Source organism: Georgenia soli (genome assembly GCF_002563695.1).
In the GTDB taxonomy this organism is placed as follows: Bacteria; Actinomycetota; Actinomycetes; order Actinomycetales; family Actinomycetaceae; genus Georgenia; species Georgenia soli.
Genome location: NZ_PDJI01000004.1, coordinates 2,739,364 through 2,756,782, shown reverse-complemented (window position 1 = coordinate 2,756,782; position 17,419 = coordinate 2,739,364). Strand labels below are relative to the sequence as shown.

At 72.6% G+C, this 17,419-nt stretch carries 13 protein-coding genes; 4 read left to right on the top strand and 9 right to left on the bottom strand.

The window, feature by feature from the left end:
• Positions 1 to 185 precede the first annotated feature (185 nt).
• Both ATJ97_RS13765 and ppdK read right to left on the bottom strand, forming a co-directional pair.
• The gene (locus ATJ97_RS13765) at positions 186 to 3,167 is read right to left on the bottom strand and encodes an FAD-binding and (Fe-S)-binding domain-containing protein (RefSeq protein WP_098485471.1); all 2,982 of its coding nucleotides are present in this window, start codon (positions 3,165 to 3,167) and stop codon (positions 186 to 188) included.
• A gap of 210 nt (positions 3,168 to 3,377) precedes the next feature.
• Positions 3,378 to 6,086, bottom strand: a complete 2,709-nt coding sequence (gene ppdK / locus ATJ97_RS13760) for a pyruvate, phosphate dikinase (protein WP_098484235.1) — start codon at positions 6,084 to 6,086, stop codon at positions 3,378 to 3,380.
• A 255-nt stretch (positions 6,087 to 6,341) separates the two neighbouring features.
• On the opposite strand from ppdK, the gene ATJ97_RS13755 reads away from it, so the two are divergent.
• A complete protein-coding gene (locus ATJ97_RS13755; protein WP_098484234.1) occupies positions 6,342 to 8,591 on the top strand; it encodes a carbon starvation CstA family protein in 2,250 nt (749 codons plus the stop codon).
• 2 nt (positions 8,592 to 8,593) lie between these two features.
• Positions 8,594 to 8,785 (top strand): YbdD/YjiX family protein, encoded by a 192-nt coding sequence (locus tag ATJ97_RS13750; RefSeq protein ID WP_098484233.1) that lies wholly within the window; start codon positions 8,594 to 8,596, stop codon positions 8,783 to 8,785.
• Positions 8,786 to 8,861: 76 nt separating this feature from the next.
• Here the strand turns inward: ATJ97_RS13750 and ATJ97_RS13745 are convergent, their stop codons facing one another.
• Positions 8,862 to 9,032, bottom strand: coding sequence for a CsbD family protein (locus ATJ97_RS13745; RefSeq protein WP_098484232.1), 171 nt, complete (start codon positions 9,030 to 9,032; stop codon positions 8,862 to 8,864).
• 264 nt (positions 9,033 to 9,296) lie between these two features.
• Here ATJ97_RS13745 and ATJ97_RS13740 point away from each other — a divergent pair, with 264 nt between their 5' ends.
• On the top strand, positions 9,297 to 10,112 hold the full coding sequence (locus ATJ97_RS13740; RefSeq protein ID WP_098485470.1) for a glutamine amidotransferase: 816 nt from the start codon (positions 9,297 to 9,299) through the stop codon (positions 10,110 to 10,112).
• A 157-nt stretch (positions 10,113 to 10,269) separates the two neighbouring features.
• Here the strand turns inward: ATJ97_RS13740 and ATJ97_RS13735 are convergent, their stop codons facing one another.
• From ATJ97_RS13735 to ATJ97_RS13720, 4 genes are all read right to left on the bottom strand, one after another.
• A complete protein-coding gene (locus tag ATJ97_RS13735; RefSeq protein WP_098484231.1) occupies positions 10,270 to 12,846 on the bottom strand; it encodes an ATP-dependent Clp protease ATP-binding subunit in 2,577 nt (858 codons plus the stop codon).
• Positions 12,847 to 13,072: 226 nt separating this feature from the next.
• Positions 13,073 to 13,642 (bottom strand): O-acetyl-ADP-ribose deacetylase, encoded by a 570-nt coding sequence (locus ATJ97_RS13730; RefSeq protein WP_098484230.1) that lies wholly within the window; start codon positions 13,640 to 13,642, stop codon positions 13,073 to 13,075.
• Positions 13,643 to 13,732: 90 nt separating this feature from the next.
• Positions 13,733 to 14,158 carry a D-aminoacyl-tRNA deacylase gene (gene dtd, locus ATJ97_RS13725; protein ID WP_098484229.1) on the bottom strand — a complete coding sequence of 142 codons (426 nt, stop codon included), beginning with the start codon at positions 14,156 to 14,158 and terminating at the stop codon, positions 13,733 to 13,735.
• Entirely contained in the window at positions 14,155 to 14,487 is a 333-nt protein-coding gene (locus ATJ97_RS13720) for a DUF2516 family protein (protein ID WP_098484228.1), read from the bottom strand. The genes dtd and ATJ97_RS13720 overlap by 4 nt, the downstream gene beginning before the upstream one ends.
• Positions 14,488 to 14,576: 89 nt before the next feature.
• Here ATJ97_RS13720 and ATJ97_RS20085 point away from each other — a divergent pair, with 89 nt between their 5' ends.
• Positions 14,577 to 15,011 carry a Rieske (2Fe-2S) protein gene (locus ATJ97_RS20085; protein ID WP_211287237.1) on the top strand — a complete coding sequence of 145 codons (435 nt, stop codon included), beginning with the start codon at positions 14,577 to 14,579 and terminating at the stop codon, positions 15,009 to 15,011.
• Between the two features lie 75 nt (positions 15,012 to 15,086).
• Here the strand turns inward: ATJ97_RS20085 and ATJ97_RS13710 are convergent, their stop codons facing one another.
• Entirely contained in the window at positions 15,087 to 16,256 is a 1,170-nt protein-coding gene (locus ATJ97_RS13710) for an FUSC family protein (RefSeq protein ID WP_098484227.1), read from the bottom strand.
• A complete protein-coding gene (gene ygfZ, locus ATJ97_RS13705; protein WP_098484226.1) occupies positions 16,253 to 17,419 on the bottom strand; it encodes a CAF17-like 4Fe-4S cluster assembly/insertion protein YgfZ in 1,167 nt (388 codons plus the stop codon). Before ygfZ ends, ATJ97_RS13710 begins: the two co-directional genes overlap by 4 nt.

Sequence of the window (17,419 nt, the reverse complement as noted above, 5' to 3'; positions counted from 1 at the left end):
TGACTGACTCTGAGACGGGATGGGTTCCGTCCCTATCTTCTCACGTCGGCGTCGAGCAACCGGAGCCCGGAACCCGCTGGCCGGCCGCGTTGGGGCCGGCCGCGGTTGCGTCCGGCGGGGCGACCGGGTCCGCCGTCGTCCCTGGCGCTGATCCGTCCGGGAACGAGAGACGCTCCGCCGTCGTCCTAGCGTTGGCCGGTGAGGAGCTGGGCGAGGTGGACGCCGTGCCGGCCGGCGAGCTGGTCGGCCTGGGTGCGGCAGGAGAAGCCGTCGGCGAGGTAGACGGTGTCCGGCCCCGCCTCGCGCAGCGCGGGGAGCAGGGCGTTCTCGGCGACGGCGACGGAGGTGTCGTAGTGGCCGGCCTCCATGCCGAAGTTCCCGGCGAGCCCGCAGCAGCCGGCCAGGCGGGTGACGGTGGCCCCGGCGCGGGCGAGCAGCGCGGCGTCGGCCTCCCAGCCCATGACCGAGTGGTGGTGGCAGTGCGGCTGGGCGACGACCTCCACGCCCTCGAGCGAGGGCGGTACCCAGTCCGGGCCGGGGCCCACGGGCGCGGGGGCGGTGAGGAGCTCGGCGAGGGTGTAGGTGTCGTCGGCGAGCATCTGCGCGCGCGGGTCGTCGGGCAGGAGGTCGGGCAGGTCCGAGCGCAGCACCGCGGTGCACGACGGCTCCACCCCGACCACCGGGATGCCGTTCGCGGCGTACGGGGCGAGCACGCCGAGCAGGTGGGTCAGTCGCTTCTTCGCCCCGTCGAGCTGGCCGGTGGAGATCCAGGTCAGGCCGCAGCAGGCGTTCTCGGCCGGAACGATGACCTCGTAGCCGGCCTGCTCGAGCAGGGTCACGGCGGCGCGGGCGCCGTCGTTGTCGAGGGTCTCGGAGAAGGAGTCGGCCCACAGCACGACGCGGCGCCGGGCGACGCCGTCGGCCGCCGCCCGCTCCGGCGCCCGGCCCTTGCTCGCGCGAGCGCTGCTCGACGCGCCGACCGCGGGTGGTGCACCGGTAGCGGTCGCGGTGTCGAGGCGCGCTCGCGAGGAGGCGGTGGCGCCGTCGTCGCGCTTGCGCCACCACGTGGAGAAGCGCTCCTCGGCGAAGGTGACCATCTCCCGGCGCGGGTCCATCCCGCCCGCGCGCAGGACCAGCCTGGCGAGCGGCCTGGCCTTGAGGACGGTGTTGCTCAGCCTGGCCAGCCCGGGGACCTTGGTGACCAGCCCGGTCCAGCGGGGCAGCTGGCCGAGGAGGTAGTGGTTGACCGGGCGGACCTTGCCCTCGTAGGCGCGGTGGAGCACCTCGGACTTGTACCGGGCCATGTCCACCCCGGTGGGGCAGTCGGCCGAGCAGGCCTTGCAGGACAGGCACAGGTCCAGCGAGTCGCGCACCGCCGGGGAGTCCCACGTCGGGATGAGGGAGCCGTTGGTCAGCTCCTGCAGCACCCGGGCGCGCCCGCGGGTGACGTCCTTCTCGTCCTTGGTGGCCTGGTAGCTCGGGCACATGAAGCCGCCGGCGGCGGAGTTGTCGGCGCGGCACTTGCCCACGCCGGTGCAGCGGTGCACGGCGGTGGCGAAGTCGCCGCCGTCCTCGAGGAACGCGAAGCCCTTCCGCGCCGGGGTCGGTTTCGCGTACGGGCGGCGCAGGTCCGCGTCCAGCGGGGCCGGGTCGACCAGGACACCGGGGTTGAGGTGCCCGGCGGGGTCGAAGAGCGTCTTGACCTGCCCGAACAGGTCGAGGACCTCGGGGGTGTACATGCGGTCGAGCAGCTCGGAGCGGGCGCGGCCGTCGCCGTGCTCGCCGGAGAGCGAGCCGCCGTAGCGGGCCACCAGGTCCGCACTGGCCTCGAGGAACTCCCGGGACGGCCCGATGCCGGCGGGGGTCTCCAGCGGCAGGTCCAGGCGCACGTGCACGCACCCGTCGCCGAAGTGCCCGTACAGCAGCCCGTCGACGCCGCGGTCGGCCATCAGGGCGGTGTAGTCGCGCAGGTAGTCCCCCAGCCGCTCCGGCGGGACGGCGGCGTCCTCCCAGCCCGGCCAGGCCGGGTCCCCGGCGGGGGTGCGCCCGCCCAGGCCTGCGCCGTCGGCCCGGATGCGCCACAGCGCGTCGGCCTGCGCCCCGGCGGGGACGACGGCGGCCGCGTCGGTCCCCCCCGCGGCGGCCAGGGCCCGGGCGCGGGCCAGCACGTCCTCGGGTCCCTCGCCCTCCCGGGCGCCGACCTCGACCAGCAGCCACCCGCCGCCCGGCGGCAGCTCCGGCACGGCCGCCGGCCCGCGGTGCCGGCGCACCACGTCGACCAGCCGGGCGTCGATGCCCTCCACCGCGAGCGGGTCGAACCCGAGGAGGGCCGGCACCGCGTCGGCCGCGGTGGGCATGTCGGGGTAGCCGAGCGCCACGACCACCGGCGCGGTGGGCATCGCGACGAGGTCCACCGTGGCCTCGAGGACGGTGACGAGCGTGCCCTCCGACCCCACCAGGAACTTGGCGAGGTCCGTGCCGTTCTCGGGCAGCAGGTGCTCGAGGGAGTAGCCGGAGACCTGCCGCTTGAAGCGGCCCAGCGCGGTGCGGATCGTCGCGAGGTTGGCCCCGACGAGCTTCTCCAGCCCCGGAACGACGTCGAGCGCCCCGGACCCGGCGCCGGCGGTGAAGCGGCGACCGGAGGCGTCGACGACCTCGAGCGAGCGGACGTTGTCGGCGGTGCGCCCGTAGGCCACCGCGTGCGGGCCGCAGGCGTTGTTGCCGATCATCCCGCCCAGGGTGGCGCGGTTCTGCGTGGAGGGGTCCGGCCCGAACCGCAGCCCGTGCGGGCGCGCGACCGCCTGCAGGTCCGACATCACCACACCGGGCTGGACCACCGCGGTGCGCGCCTCCGGGTCGAGCGAGAGCACCTTGTTCAGGTGCCGGGAGAAGTCGAGCACCATCCCGGGCCCGACGGCGTTGCCCGCCACCGAGGTGCCCCCGCCCCGGGCGGTCACCGGGACCTCCAGCCGGCGGGCCACGTCGAGGGCGGCGAGCACGTCGTCGGCATCCCGGGGGGCGACGACCACCTGCGGCACCACCCGGTAGTTCGACGCGTCCGTGGAGTACTCCGCCCGCCGGCGGTCCGAGTCGTCGACCTCGCCGGCCACCGCGGTGCGCAGGGCGGCAGTGATGTCCTGGGCGGTCACCGTGCTCACCCGCGCCAGTCTGGCACGGCGCCGGAGGGGCGGAGCCGCGCATCCGGCGTGCGGACGTGCCCCTCCGGCGAGCGGACAAACCGCGGGAGTTCGTGACGTCTCAGGCAGTTCGTGACGACTCACGGAGTTCGTGACAACTCAGGGAGTTCGTGACGACTCACCGAGTTGGTGACGACTCGCCGGAGGACGGGCGGGCGCTGCTCGCCGGAGCGTGGCGGGTCATGCGGTGGCGTCCTCCCCGGCCATGACGGCGGCGCGGCCGGCCTCGAGGCGGGCGATGGGGACGCGGAACGGGGAGCAGGAGACGTAGTCGAGCCCGGCCTGGTGGAAGAAGTGGATGGACTCGGGGTCGCCGCCGTGCTCGCCGCACACGCCCAGGTGCAGACCCGGCTTGGTGTGCCGGCCGCCCTCCACGCCGGCCTTGACGAGGGCGCCGACGCCGTCGGCGTCGAGGGTCTCGAACGGGGAGATGGTCAGCACCCCGTTCTCGAGGTAGTCGGCGAAGAACGCGCCCTCGACGTCGTCGCGGGAGAAGCCCCAGGTGGTCTGGGTCAGGTCGTTGGTGCCGAAGGAGAAGAAGTCGGCCTCCTCGGCGATGCGGTGCGCGGTCAGCGCAGCACGCGGCAGCTCGATCATGCACCCGATCGGCAGGTCCAGCCTGGTGCCGGCCGCCCGGCCGACCTCGGCGAGGATGCCCTCGGCCTCCTCCCGGACGATCTGCAGCTCCCGGACCGAGCCGACGAGCGGGACCATGATCTCCGGGCGGGGGTCCTTCCCCGCCTGCCGCAGCGCCACGGTGGCCTCGGCGATGGCCCGGATCTGCAGGGCGAACAGGCCCGGCACCTTCAGGCCCAGGCGCACCCCGCGCAGGCCGAGCATGGGGTTCTGCTCGTGCATGCGGTGCACGGCCGCGAGGAGCTTCTCCTCACGCTCGGCGCTCTCGCCGCGCTCCTTCGCCAGCGCCACCCTCACCGCCAGGTCCGTCAGGTCGGGCAGGAACTCGTGCAACGGCGGGTCGATGAGCCGGATCGTGGTCGGCAGGCCGTCCATCGCCTCGAGCAGGTCGACGAAGTCCTGGCGCTGCAGCGGCAGCAGCTCCGCCAGCGCCGCCTCGCGGGCCTGGTCGCCCTCCGCCAGGACGAGGTGCTCGATGTACTCGCGCCGCTCGCCGAGGAACTGGTGCTCGGTGCGGCACAGCCCCACGCCCTGCGCGCCGCGCTCCCGGGCCCGGCGCCCGTCCTCGGCGGTGTCGGCGTTGGCGCGGACCTGCATCCGGCGCACGTCGTCGGCGTGGGTGAGGATCCGGTCGACGGCGAGCACGAGCTCACGGGTGGCCTCGTCCTCGCTCGCCGCCAGCCCCGCGTCCATGCCCTCGGCGATGTAGCGCATCACCGGGGAGTCGACCACGGGCACCTCGCCGAGGAACACCTCACCGGTGGAGCCGTCCAGCGCGATGACGTCGCCCGGGCGCAGCACCTGGCCGTCGACGCGGACCTCCTGCGCGGCGACGTCGACGTCGAGCTCCTCCGCGCCGACGACCGCCGTCGTGCCCATGCCGCGCGCGACGACGGCGGCGTGGGAGGTCTTCCCGCCCCGCGCGGTCAGCACCCCGGCGGCGACCATCATCCCCTGCAGGTCGTCCGGGTTGGTCTCCCGGCGCACCAGGATCACGTTCGCGCCCGCGTTGGACCGCTCGAGCGCCTGGGCGTTGTCCAGCACGATCTCCCCCACCGCCGCGCCGGGCGAGGCCGCCATCGCCTTCGTCAGGAGCTGACGCTCGGCGTCGCCGTCGAACTGGGGGAAGAGCAGCTGGGACAGCTGCGCGCCCGTCACGCGCGAGATCGCCTCGTCCATGGTGATCAGGTGCTCGTCGACCAGCTGGGTGGCCACCCGGAACGCCGCACCGGCGGTGCGCTTGCCCACCCGGGTCTGCAGCAGCCACAGCTTGCCGCGCTCGATGGTGAACTCGATGTCGCACAGGTCCCGGTAGTGCGTCTCCAGGCGTCGCATCGCCTGGAGCAGCTCGTCGTAGGACTTCTTGTCCAGGCTCTCGAGCTCGTTCAGCGTCAGGGTGTTGCGGATGCCGGCGACGACGTCCTCGCCCTGCGCGTTGGGCAGGTAGTCCCCGTACACCCCGGAGTGACCCGTGGACGGGTCGCGGGTGAACGCCACCCCCGTCCCGGAGGTCTCCCCGAGGTTGCCGAACACCATCGTGACCACGTTGACCGCGGTGCCCAGGTCGTTCGGGATCCGCTCCCGGCGCCGGTACAACCGCGCCCGCTCGGTGTTCCAGGACCCGAACACCGCCTCGATCGCCATGTCCAGCTGCTCGCGCGGGTGCTGAGGGAACTCCCGGCCGCACCGCTCGCGCACGATCTGCTTGAACGTCTCCACCAGGTCCTTGAGGTCCTCGGCACCGAGCTCGACGTCCGTGGTGACGCCGACCTGCTTCTTCTTCGCCTCCAGCGCCTCGGCGAAGAGCTCGCCGTCAATGCCCAGCACCGTCTTGCCGAACATCTGGATCAGGCGCCGGTAGGAGTCCCACGCGAAGCGCTCGTCCCCGGAGAACTCCGCCAGCCCCTTCACCGACGCGTCGTTCAGGCCGACGTTGAGGACGGTCTCCATCATCCCGGGCATGGAGAACTTCGCCCCCGAGCGCACCGAGACCAGCAACGGCTCGTGGAAGTCCCCGTGCCGGCGCCCGATCGTGTCCTCGATCTCGCGCATCGCCATCGTGACCTCGACGCGCAGCTCCGGCGGCACGTGCCCGTCGCGCATGTACGCCCGGCACGCCTCCGTCGTGATGGTGAACCCCGGCGGGACCGGCAGACCGATCTTCGTCATCTCCGCCAGGTTCGCCCCCTTACCGCCCAGCAGGTCCTTCTGGTCCTTGTCGCCCTCGCTGAACCGGTACACGTACTTGGCCATCGCGACCTCTCCTCGCCGTCGGGGTACGCGGCCAGGCTAGGGGTGACCGCGGCCACGTTGAAGAGCATATGCAGTGAGGCGGATCACAGCGCAGACTAAAGGCCCTGGCGGAAGGGGCGGGCCCCGGAAGACGCGAGCGGCCGGCGCCTTTCGACGGAGAAATCCGGCGTACTCTGTCTCGAAAATCACTCGGAACGTCAAGGCCGACGGCGAATCCGGACACCGACGACGAACCCGGACACACAAGGAACGCGCATGACCGACAAACCCGCTCCCCCCATCGCCGATCTGCCACCCAACTCGGTCGACCCCGCCGTCGCGGAGGCCGAGGAGCGGCGGTGGACGCCCCTGAAGATCGCCGTGTGGGCGGCCATCGCCCTGCTCGGCGGTGTCGCCTGGTCCGTCCTGGCGATCTCCCGCGGCGAGACGATCAACGCGATCTGGTTCGTCTTCGCCGCCGTGTGCACGTACCTGATCGGGTACCGCTTCTACTCCAAGTACATCGAGCGGAAGATCACCCGGCCGGACGACTCCCGTGCTACCCCGGCCGAGTACAACAACAACGGCCGGGACTACATGCCGACCGACCGCCGGGTGCTCTTCGGCCACCACTTCGCCGCCATCGCCGGCGCCGGACCGCTGGTGGGCCCGGTGCTCGCGGCGCAGATGGGCTACCTGCCCGGGACCGTGTGGATCATCGTCGGCGTCGTGCTCGCCGGCGCCGTCCAGGACTACCTCGTCATGTTCTTCTCCATGCGCCGCGGCGGCCGGTCCCTGGGCCAGATGGCTCGTGAGGAGCTCGGCGTCATCGGGGGCACGGCCGCCCTGATCGCCACCCTCGCGATCATGGTCATCATCGTCGCCATCCTCGCCCTCGTGGTCGTCAACGCCCTCGGCGAGTCCGCCTGGGGCGTGTACTCCGTCGCGCTGACCATCCCGATCGCCCTCTTCATGGGCGTCTACCTGCGGTACCTCCGGCCAGGCAAGGTCATGGAGGTCTCCGTCATCGGCTTCGCGCTGCTGATGTTCGCCATCATCTCGGGCCGCTGGGTCGCCGAGTCCGCCTGGGGCGCCGAGCTGTTCCACCTGGACCGCACCACGATCGCGTGGGCGATCATCATCTACGGCTTCGTCGCGGCCGTGCTGCCGGTGTGGCTGCTCCTGGCCCCGCGCGACTACCTCTCCACGTTCATGAAGATCGGCGTCATCGTGCTCCTGGCCGCGGCGGTGATCGTCGTCCGCCCGGAGATCTCCGTGCCGGCGGTCTCCGAGTTCGCCGGGCGCTCCGACGGCCCCGTGGTGGCCGGCTCTCTGTTCCCGTTCCTCTTCGTCACCATCGCGTGCGGTGCCCTGTCCGGCTTCCACGCGCTGATCTCCTCCGGCACCACGCCGAAGCTCGTCGAGAAGGAGAAGCAGACCCGCTTCCTCGGCTACGGCGGCATGCTCATGGAGTCGTTCGTCGCGATCATGGCGCTAGTGGCGGCCATCTCGATCGACCGCGGCATCTACTTCGCCATGAACTCCTCCGCCGCAGCCACCGGGGGCACCGTCGAGGGCGCCGTCGCGTTCGTCAACTCCCTCGGCCTGGCGGGCGTCAACCTCACGCCCGACGCACTGACCACCCTCGCGCAGAACGTCGGCGAGGAGTCGGTGGTCTCCCGCACCGGCGGCGCCCCGACGCTGGCCGTCGGCATCGCGACGATCATGAACCAGTGGTTCGGCGGGACCGCCATGATGGGCTTCTGGTACCACTTCGCGATCATGTTCGAGGCGCTCTTCATCCTCACCGCCGTCGACGCCGGCACGCGCGTGGCCCGCTTCATGCTCCAGGACGCCATCGGTAACTTCATTCCGAAGTTCAAGGACACGTCCTGGCGTCCGGGCGCCTGGATCGGTACCGCGATCATGGTCGCCGGCTGGGGATACATCCTGATCCTCGGCGTCACCGACCCGCTCGGCGGCATCAACACGTTCTTCCCGCTGTTCGGCATCTCCAACCAGCTGCTCGCCGCGATCGCGCTCGCCGTCGTCATGGCGATCGTCGCCAAGCGGGGGACGTTCAAGCACCTCTGGGTGGTCGTGCTGCCGCTGGCCTTCGCCACCGTCGTGACCGTCACCGCGTCCCTGTACAAGATCTTCTCGCCGGTCCCGGCGGTCGGGTACTGGGCGCAGCACAACGCGTTCCGGCAGGCGCTGGCGGAGGGCCAGGAGAGCTTCGGCACCGCCAAGTCCGTCGAGGCGATGCAGGCCGTGGTCCGCAACACCTTCGTCCAGGGCACCCTGTCGATCGTGTTCATGGTGCTGACGGTCATCGTCATCACCGCGGCCGTGGTCGCCACCGTGCGGTCCTTCCGCACGCGCGGGGTCGCCGAGAACGAGGACCCGCGGGTCGAGTCCCGGATCTACGCCCCGTCCGGCCTCATGCCGACACCGGCGGAGAAGGAGCTGGAGGCCCGGTGGGCGGCACTCCCGCCGGAGCTCCAGCCCCACCGCGCCCGGCACTAGTCATGGCGACGCTGGTGAAGGCGTGGCGCGGCGTGGTCTGGTACCTGCGCGGGGTGCTCGGGGCGGACGCGTACCAGCGCTACCTCGAGCACCACGCCCGGACCCACCCGGGCCACGCACCGCTCTCCGAGCGTGCGTTCTGGAAGGACAAGATGGACTGGGAGGACCGGAACCCGCAGGGCCGCTGCTGCTGACCCGCGCTCCGCACGACGACGGGGCCCCGCAGGATCACATCCTGCGGGGCCCCGTCTTGTCCAAGGCTGTGGCGCTCTACTTGAACGCGTCCTTGACGTTCTCGCCGGCCTGCTTGAGGCTGCCCTTGGCCTGGTCGGTCTTGCCCTCGGCCTCGAGGCTCTCGTCGTCGGTCGCCTTGCCGACGCCCTCCTTGAACTTGCCCGCGTTCTTCTCGGCCGCGTTACCGATCTTGTCGTCGAGTCCCATCGTCGCTCCCTTCGCAAGTGCCCCGTTCCCGGGACTCCTCAACGGTAGGACGGGCAGGCGGCGGCCGCACCCGGAGGTCCTGCACGGTCGCGACGTCGGAGCCCCGCGGCGTCGGACGCCGCCACCTACGGCGGGTCGCCTCACGCCTCAACCGAGCGCCGCCGTCGTCCCGGCATCTGGACGTCCGCCTGCGAAGCGGGCCGGCGGCGGACGCGGTACGGACGGCCGGGGCACCGCACGGCGGGTGGTGCTGAAGTGGTCGACATGTCCGGCAGGCCCTTCGCGCTTCTCGCGTCCCGCGACGAGGACGTCGCGGCCGACGACGAGTACGCCTCCTTCCTCCGTCACGGCGGGCTCCGTCCGGAGGAGCTGGTCCGCGTGCGCATGGAGGCCGGGACGTTCACGCCGCTGGACCTCGACCGCTTCGCCGGGGTGATTCTCGGGGGCAGTCCCTTCACGGCCTCGGTGCCCGAGGACGGCAAGAGCGCGGTGCAGCGTCGGGTGGAGGCGGAGCTCGGACCGCTGCTCGACGAGGTGCTGCGCCGGGACCTCCCCTTCCTCGGCGTGTGCTACGGCGTCGGCACCCTGGTGAGCCGGGCGGGCGGGACAGTCGACGGCACCTTTGCGGAGAACACGTCGGCCGTGCGGGTGTCGGTCACCGAGGCCGGCCGCCGGGACCCGCTGCTGCGCGGTCTGCCGGAGACCTTCGAGGCCTACGTCGGCCACAAGGAGGCCTGCACCTCACTGCCGTCCGGGGCCGTGGTGCTGGCGACGTCGGAGGCCTGCCCCGTGCAGATGCTGCGGATCGGGGCGAACCAGTACGTCACGCAGTTCCACCCGGAGATGGACCGCGACGCGCTCGTCACCCGCATCGAGGTCTACCGCCACGCCGGGTACTTCCCTGCCGACGAGGCGGACGCCGTCGTCGAGCGGGTCTCGCGTGCCGACGTCGGCGCCTCGCACGCCGTGGTGCGCGCCTTCGTCGAGCGGTACCGCGACCGCTCGACGGTCGACGACGGCGCGCGGGCCGCTACCGCCACCGCAGTTTCGGCGGCTGGTGCCACCGCGACCACGCCTTAAGTCCTCGTCCACGGTCCCCGATGCGCACTGAGGGCGTTGTCGGCACGGGGCGGCACTGGGTGCGGTCGGCTCGCACAGGCGCGGCCCGGGGACGGCAGGAGCCCGGCGACCACGTGGGTCGCCGGGCTCCTTTCTCCCGTGCGGAGTGCCTGGCTCCTCAGGAACCGGGCTGCAGCTGACCGCCACCGCCCGCGCCGCCGCCCTCGGGCGCCGTCGGCATGTCGCGCTGCTCGATGGTCGTGCCGTGACCGACGGCGACCGGCTCGGGCTTCTCGATCTCGCCGGCCGGGACACCCGTGAAGGTGAACTGGCCGAGCAGGCCCTCGCCCTCGGCGTCGACCAGGATCTTCTGACCGGGCTTGACGTCGCCGAAGAGGATCTTCTCGGAGAGCACGTCCTCGATCTCGCGCTGGATCGCGCGGCGCAGCGGACGAGCCCCGAGCACCGGGTCGTACCCGCGCTCGGCGAGCAGCTCCTTGGCTGCGGGCGTGAGCTCGATCGTCATGTCCTGGTCGCGCATCCGCTGGTCGAGGCGGCTGATCATCAGGTCGACGATCTGGATGATCTCGGCCTCGGACAGCTGCGGGAACACGATGACGTCGTCCACGCGGTTGAGGAACTCGGGCCGGAAGTGCTGCTTGAGCTCCTCGTTGACCTTCGTCTTCATCCGCTCGTAGCTGTTGGACAGCTCGCCCTGGGCCTGGAAGCCGGTCAGCAGGCCCTTGGCGATGTCCCGGGTGCCGAGGTTCGTCGTCATGATGATGACGGTGTTCTTGAAGTCGACCACCCGACCCTGCGAGTCGGTGAGGCGACCGTCCTCGAGGATCTGCAGCAGCGAGTTGAAGATGTCGGCGTGCGCCTTCTCCACCTCGTCGAACAGGACCACGGAGAACGGGCGACGGCGGACCTTCTCGGTGAGCTGGCCGCCCTCCTCGTAGCCGACGTACCCGGGCGGGGAGCCGAAGAGCCGCGAGACGGTGTGCTTCTCGGAGAACTCGGACATGTCGAGCTGGATGAGCGCGTCCTCGTCCCCGAAGAGGAACTCGGCGAGCGCCTTGGCCAGCTCGGTCTTCCCGACGCCGGTGGGGCCGGCGAAGATGAATGAACCACCGGGGCGCTTGGGGTCCTTCAGACCGGCGCGGGTGCGGCGGATCGCCTGCGACAGCGCACGGATGGCCGTGTCCTGGCCGACGATGCGCTTGTGCAGCTCGTCCTCCATGTGGAGGAGCTTGGAGGACTCCTCCTCGGTGAGCTTGAAGACCGGGATGCCGGTGGACATCGCCAGCACCTCGGCGATGAGCTCCTCGTCGACCTCGGAGACCGCGTCGAGGTCACCGTTCTTCCAGGCCTTCTCGCGCTGGAGGCGACGCTCGCCCAGGGTCTTCTCCTGGTCGCGCAGGCGCGCGGCCTTCTCGAAGTCCTGGTCGTCGATCGCCGACTCCTTCTCGCGGCGGACCTCGGCGATGCGCTCGTCGAGCTCACGCAGCTCCGGCGGCGCCGTCATGCGGCGGATGCGCAGCCGCGCGCCCGCCTCGTCGATGAGGTCGATCGCCTTGTCCGGCAGGAACCGGTCGGAGACGTAGCGGTCCGCCAGGGTGGCGGCGGCCACGAGCGCCTCGTCGGTGATGGAGACGCGGTGGTGCGCCTCGTAGCGGTCGCGCAGGCCCTTGAGGATCTCGATGGTGTGCGCGAGCGTCGGCTCGGCCACCTGGATCGGCTGGAACCGGCGCTCGAGCGCGGCGTCCTTCTCGATGTGCTTGCGGTACTCCTCGAGGGTGGTCGCCCCGATGGTCTGCAGCTCGCCGCGCGCCAGCATCGGCTTGAGGATGCTGGCCGCGTCGATCGCGCCCTCGGCGGCACCCGCACCGACGAGGGTGTGGATCTCGTCGATGAACAGGATGATGTCGCCGCGGGTACGGATCTCCTTGAGCACCTTCTTCAGGCGCTCCTCGAAGTCACCGCGGTAGCGCGACCCGGCCACCAGGGAGCCGAGGTCGAGTGTGTAGAGCTGCTTGTCCTTCAGCGTCTCCGGCACGTCGCCGCGGACGATGTCCTGGGCGAGGCCCTCGACGACGGCGGTCTTGCCGACGCCGGGCTCACCGATCAGCACCGGGTTGTTCTTGGTGCGCCGGGAGAGCACCTGCATGACCCGCTCGACCTCTTGCTTGCGGCCGATGACGGGGTCGAGCTTGCCCTCGCGGGCGGCCTGGGTGAGGTTGCGCCCGAACTGGTCGAGCACGGCGGAGCCGGAGGGCTGCCCCTCGGTGGGGCCGCCGGCCGACACCGGCTCCTTGCCCTGGTAGCCGGAGAGCAGCTGGATGACCTGCTGGCGGACACGGTTGAGGTCCGCGCCGAGCTTGGTCAGCACCTGGGCGGCGACGCCCTCGCCCTCACGGATGAGGCCGAGCAGGATGTGCTCGGTCCCGATGTAGTTGTGGCCGAGCTGCAGCGCCTCGCGCAGGGACAGCTCGAGAACCTTCTTGGCTCGCGGCGTGAACGGGATGTGGCCCGACGGGGACTGCTGTCCCTCGCCGATGATCTCGGTGACCTGGGCACGCACCGCCTCGAGCGAGATGTCGAGGGCCTCGAGCGCCTTGGCGGCGACGCCCTCTCCCTCGTGGATCAGGCCGAGGAGGATGTGCTCGGTGCCGATGTAGTTGTGGTTGAGCATCCGCGCCTCTTCCTGGGCGAGGACCACCACACGACGGGCACGGTCGGTAAATCGTTCAAACATGTGCACTCCTCACGGGCGGCTGCCTCGGCCAGTACCCGGCGGCAACCGGTCTGGGCAGCGTTCGTCAAGGCTAACGGCGCGACCGCCGCGGAACTGCCCGTGTTCGCCACCGGCGTGAAGCGGCATCCTCCGCTCGCGCGCGCGGCGCGCGGGGGCACACTCACGCCTCCGTGCCGCAGCTGTCCCGGCTCCGGGCTGACCGGCTCCCGGCCGCGGCTGGCAGAGGTCACCCCAGCTCTCGGCTGAACGCCCCCAGCGCGCGGTCGTCGAACAGGACGAACCGCACCAGGTCGACCCGGGTGGCGCCGACGTCCCGGACGTCGATGCCGCAGACCTCGAAGCCGTCCCGGTTCTCCTGCGCCGCGGCGAAAGCGCCGACCGCCCCGACGGCGACCCGTGCCACCTCCTCGACGTCCCACCCGTAGGCCCCGGCGCTGACGGCCGGGAAGGCGACGGTGGGGGCACCGACGTCGCCGGCGACCGCGAGCGAGCTGGTGAAGCAGGCCGCGAGCAGGGCCGGGTCGGTCTCCCCGCGGCGGGCGTTCGGGCCGACGGTGTGGATCACCCACCGGGCACGGAGCCGGTACCCGGCAGTCGGGACCGCGCGGCCCACGGGCAGACCGTCGGGGAGCTCGGTGCGCCGCAGCTCCATGCACTCCTCGAGCAGCTCCGGGCCCGCGGCCCGGTGGATCGCTCCGTCCACCCCGCCGCCGCCCAGCAGGGACGAGTTGGCGGCGTTGACGACGGCGTCGACGTCCTCCCGGGTGATGTCACCCCTGACGGCCTCGATCCTCATGCCCCGATCCTCTCGCGTCAGCACGCGGCCGGCCTCGTCTCTCCACCGGCGTGCCCGGCGCAACGAGTGCCTGTGGACGACTCCGCCCGGTCAGACCTCGACGAGCAGGGTCACCGGCCCGTCGTTGACCAGCTCGACGGCCATGTCCGCGCCGAAGCGCCCGGTGGACACCTCGACGCCCCGCTCGCGCAGGGCGTCGGCGACCGCATCGACGAGCGGCTCCGCGACGGCGCCGGGAGCGGCCTGGTTCCAGGTGGGCCGGCGGCCCTTGCGCACGTCCGCGTAGAGGGTGAACTGGGAGACGACGAGCACGGGGGCACCGTCGTCCACGACGGAACGCTCGTCACGCAGGATGCGCAGCTCCGCGATCTTGCGGGCGAGCCGTGCCACCTGCTCTGGACCGTCGTCGTGCGTGACGCCGACGAGAGCCAGCAGGCCGGGCCGGTCGATCGCCCCGACGACCTCCCCGCCGACGCTCACCGACGCGCGGGTGACCCGCTGGAGGACCGCCCTCACCAGCCGCCGCCCTGGCGCGGGCCCCGCCGCCCGCCGCCGTAGCTGCGGACCTCGGGCCGGACGTCGGCCAGGTAGACGCCGGCGGGGACGACGGCGATGAACATGGCGAAGGTGCCGAAGATGCCGAGGCCGAGGGGCGGGGGGATCGCGATGAACCCGACCAGCACGCCGGCGCCGGTCAGCAGGACCCAGAACTTCTTCGTGCGCTTGCCCGCGTAGGTGAAGGCGCCGGCGGGACGCCGGGCGGCGTCCACCAGCGCCCAGAGCTCGATCCCGAGGAGGATCAGGGAGAGCACGAGGAACAGCAGCACCTGCACGTTGGCGATCACCCCCGCAGCGTAACGAGCGCCGGTCGCGGCCGGGGCGCTGCGCCGCCGCGGCCGGGCGCCACGGAGCTGCGGCAGGGCACTATGGACGGGTGGACCTCACCCCTTCGAACGGCCCGGCCCGTCGCAGCGTGCTGCTGGCCGGCACCGGACTGCTCTCGGTCCCGCTGCTCGCCGCGTGCGGCGGTGGCGGTGGCACCTCCGACTCCCGCGCCACTCCCCCGCCCTCCGCGGCGGGGACCAGGCTGATGAGCCTCGCGGACGTCCCCGTGGGCTCCGGCGTCGTCCTGGAGGTGAAGGGCGCCTCCGTCGTCGTGGTGCAGCCGGAGCAGGGCACCGCCAAGGCGTTCAGCGGCGTGTGCACCCACCAGGGCTGCGTCGTCCAGATCGGCCAGCAGGACATCACCTGCCCCTGCCACGGCTCGGAGTTCTCCTTCGCCGACGGCAGCGTGGTCCGCGGCCCGGCCGAGCGTCCGCTGCCGCCCGTGCCGGTGACGGTCGTCGACGGCGACGTGGTGCTGGCCTGATCGTGCCGAGCCTCCCCGGCGGTGCCGTGCCGGCCTGACCGTGCCGAGCCTCCCCGACGGTGCCGAGCCGGCGGTCTAGCCGTCGGCCGGGGCGGAGTCCCCCTCCGGGAGCTGCCCCATGGCCTGCCCGCGTGACATGCCGGTCATCTGCAGCGAGTCCACCACCAGCGACCGCAGCAGCGAGACCAGCGTCTGCTTGCGCCAGCCCTCCGACGCGTGCAGCACGGGGACGAGCTCGCCGGAGACACGCACGAGGGTGGCCCGGGCGTGCTCGGGCGGGTCGCCGCTGCCGATGGCGGCGGCGAGCGAGTTCAACGCCACCGTGATGGTCTCGACCTGGTCGGCGATGTCCGGGGACGGCCCGTCCTCCTCGATCGCCACCACGGCGCGCCGGCACACCACCCGGGCGTTGCGCATGGCACGGTCCGCGAGCGTGCTGACGCGGCCGAGCTCCGCGATGGTGGCACGCTCGGCCCGCAGCGCCGGGTTGACCTGCACCACCTCCCGCGCGCTCCGCACGGCGGTGACCCACGCGTCGAGCCCGCCCTGGGAGCCTCGGCCCTGCGCCAGCGCGTCCGCGGCCAGCTGCGGGTCGCCGGAGCGCAGCCCGCGGGCGAGGGTGCCGAGCATGGTCGCGAGCTCGGAGAGCACCGCCTGCCCCATCCGGCGTGGGCGGCGCACGACGTCCCCCGGCAGCAGAGCCGTCACCAGCAGGGCCAGCGCCGCGCCGACCAGGGCGTCGGACCAGCGCCCGACCGCCCCGTCGGTGAACATGGCGGCCGGCATCGCGACCACGACGATCGACTGCACCCCCGCCTGAGTGGTGAACAGCTGCCCGCGGTCGAGGAACCGGGCCGTCAGCGCCGAGAGCAGCAGGACCCCGAAGATCTGCACCGGCCCGGAGCCGAAGAGGATGGCGAAGACCTCGCCCAGGCCCACCCCGAGGGTGACCCCGGCGCCCATCTCGGCGACCCGGCGCAGCTGGCGGTCGGGGTGGAACCCCAGGCAGACCCACGCCGCGACCGCGGCGAACAGCGGGAGCTGGTGGCCCAGCAGCGACCCGGAGACCAGGTACGCCAGGCCGGCGGCGAGCGACGCGGTGAGGATCGGGACGAAGGCGTCCCGGACCCGGCGCCAGCCCTGGCGCGCCTGGAGGCGCAGCACGACGCGCCAGCGCCGCACGTCCATGCCGCGCCCGACGGCGGCCGCGACGAGTCTGGCCGCCCTCGCCGGGCGGGCGCTCATCTGCGCAGGTCGCGGCGGCGCAGCCCGGCCCCGGGGCGCTCGGCGGGCCGGACGTCGGTGACGCCCTCGGTCCCGACGACGATCTCCTGGGCCGCTGCGACGCCGCCCGCGGTCAGGGTCGCGTCGGCGGGCACGTTCCGCTTGACGACGGCGAGCGCCACCGGCCCGAGCTCCTCGTGCCGGACCACGGTGGTCAGCCGCCCCACGACCTTCTCCCCGTGGGTGACCTCGTCGCCGGGACGGGGCAGGAAGTGCTCGGAGCCGTCCAGGTGCAGCATGACCAGCCGGCGCGGCGGGCGGCCGAGGTTGACCACGCGGGCGATGGTCTCCTGCCCGCGGTAGCAGCCCTTGTTCAGGTGCACGCCGGTGCGCAGCCAGTCGAGCTCGTGCGGGATCGTCCGCTCGTCGACCTCGCGGGCGAGGCGGGGGCGCCACGCCTCCACGCGCAGGGCCTCCCAGGCCCAGGTCCCCGCGAGGCGGCCCGGGCGGGCGGGCGGCTCCGCCGTCGGGGCGCAGAAGGCCTGCACGACGGCGGTCAGCGCGTCCCGGCGGACGAGCGAGAGCGCGCGGTGGATCTCGACGCCGGGGTGCTCGGCGTCCGGCGGCCCGTAGTGGGTGGAGCCGGGCGCGGTCCGCGGCCACGGGTCCTGCCAGGTGAGCAGGTGGGCCGGGTGGTCGGCGATCTTCGCCCAGCCGCCGGCGGCGGTGCCGACCACGGCGACGTCGTCGGGTCGGGCCACCTCGACGCGGAGCATGAACCGCATGGAGTCCAGGAAGGCGGCGAGGGGGTCGGCGTCGCCCGCCTCGGTGATCAGCCAGGTGCGCTCGCCGTCGTCCTGGACGGCGGGGGCGTGCTCGACGTGACCGTTGACGTCCAGCAGGAGCATCTCGGTGGGGACCCCGGCCTCGAGGCCGGCCAGCAGCTGGGAGCTCAGGGTGTTCAGCCAGCTGATGCGGTCGGGGCCGGAGACCGTGACCACGCCGAGGTGGGAGAGGTCGACGATCCCCTCGCCGCGGGCGAGCGCGCGCTGCTCGTGGACGGGGTCGCCGTAGTGCAGGGCGACGCCCGCGTCCGGGCCGGAGTCGGCGACGGCGCCCGGGCGGGAGAGCAGCGGGCTGCGGTAGCCGGTCTCCTCGGCCGACGTGTTGTCCGTGGTGGTCAT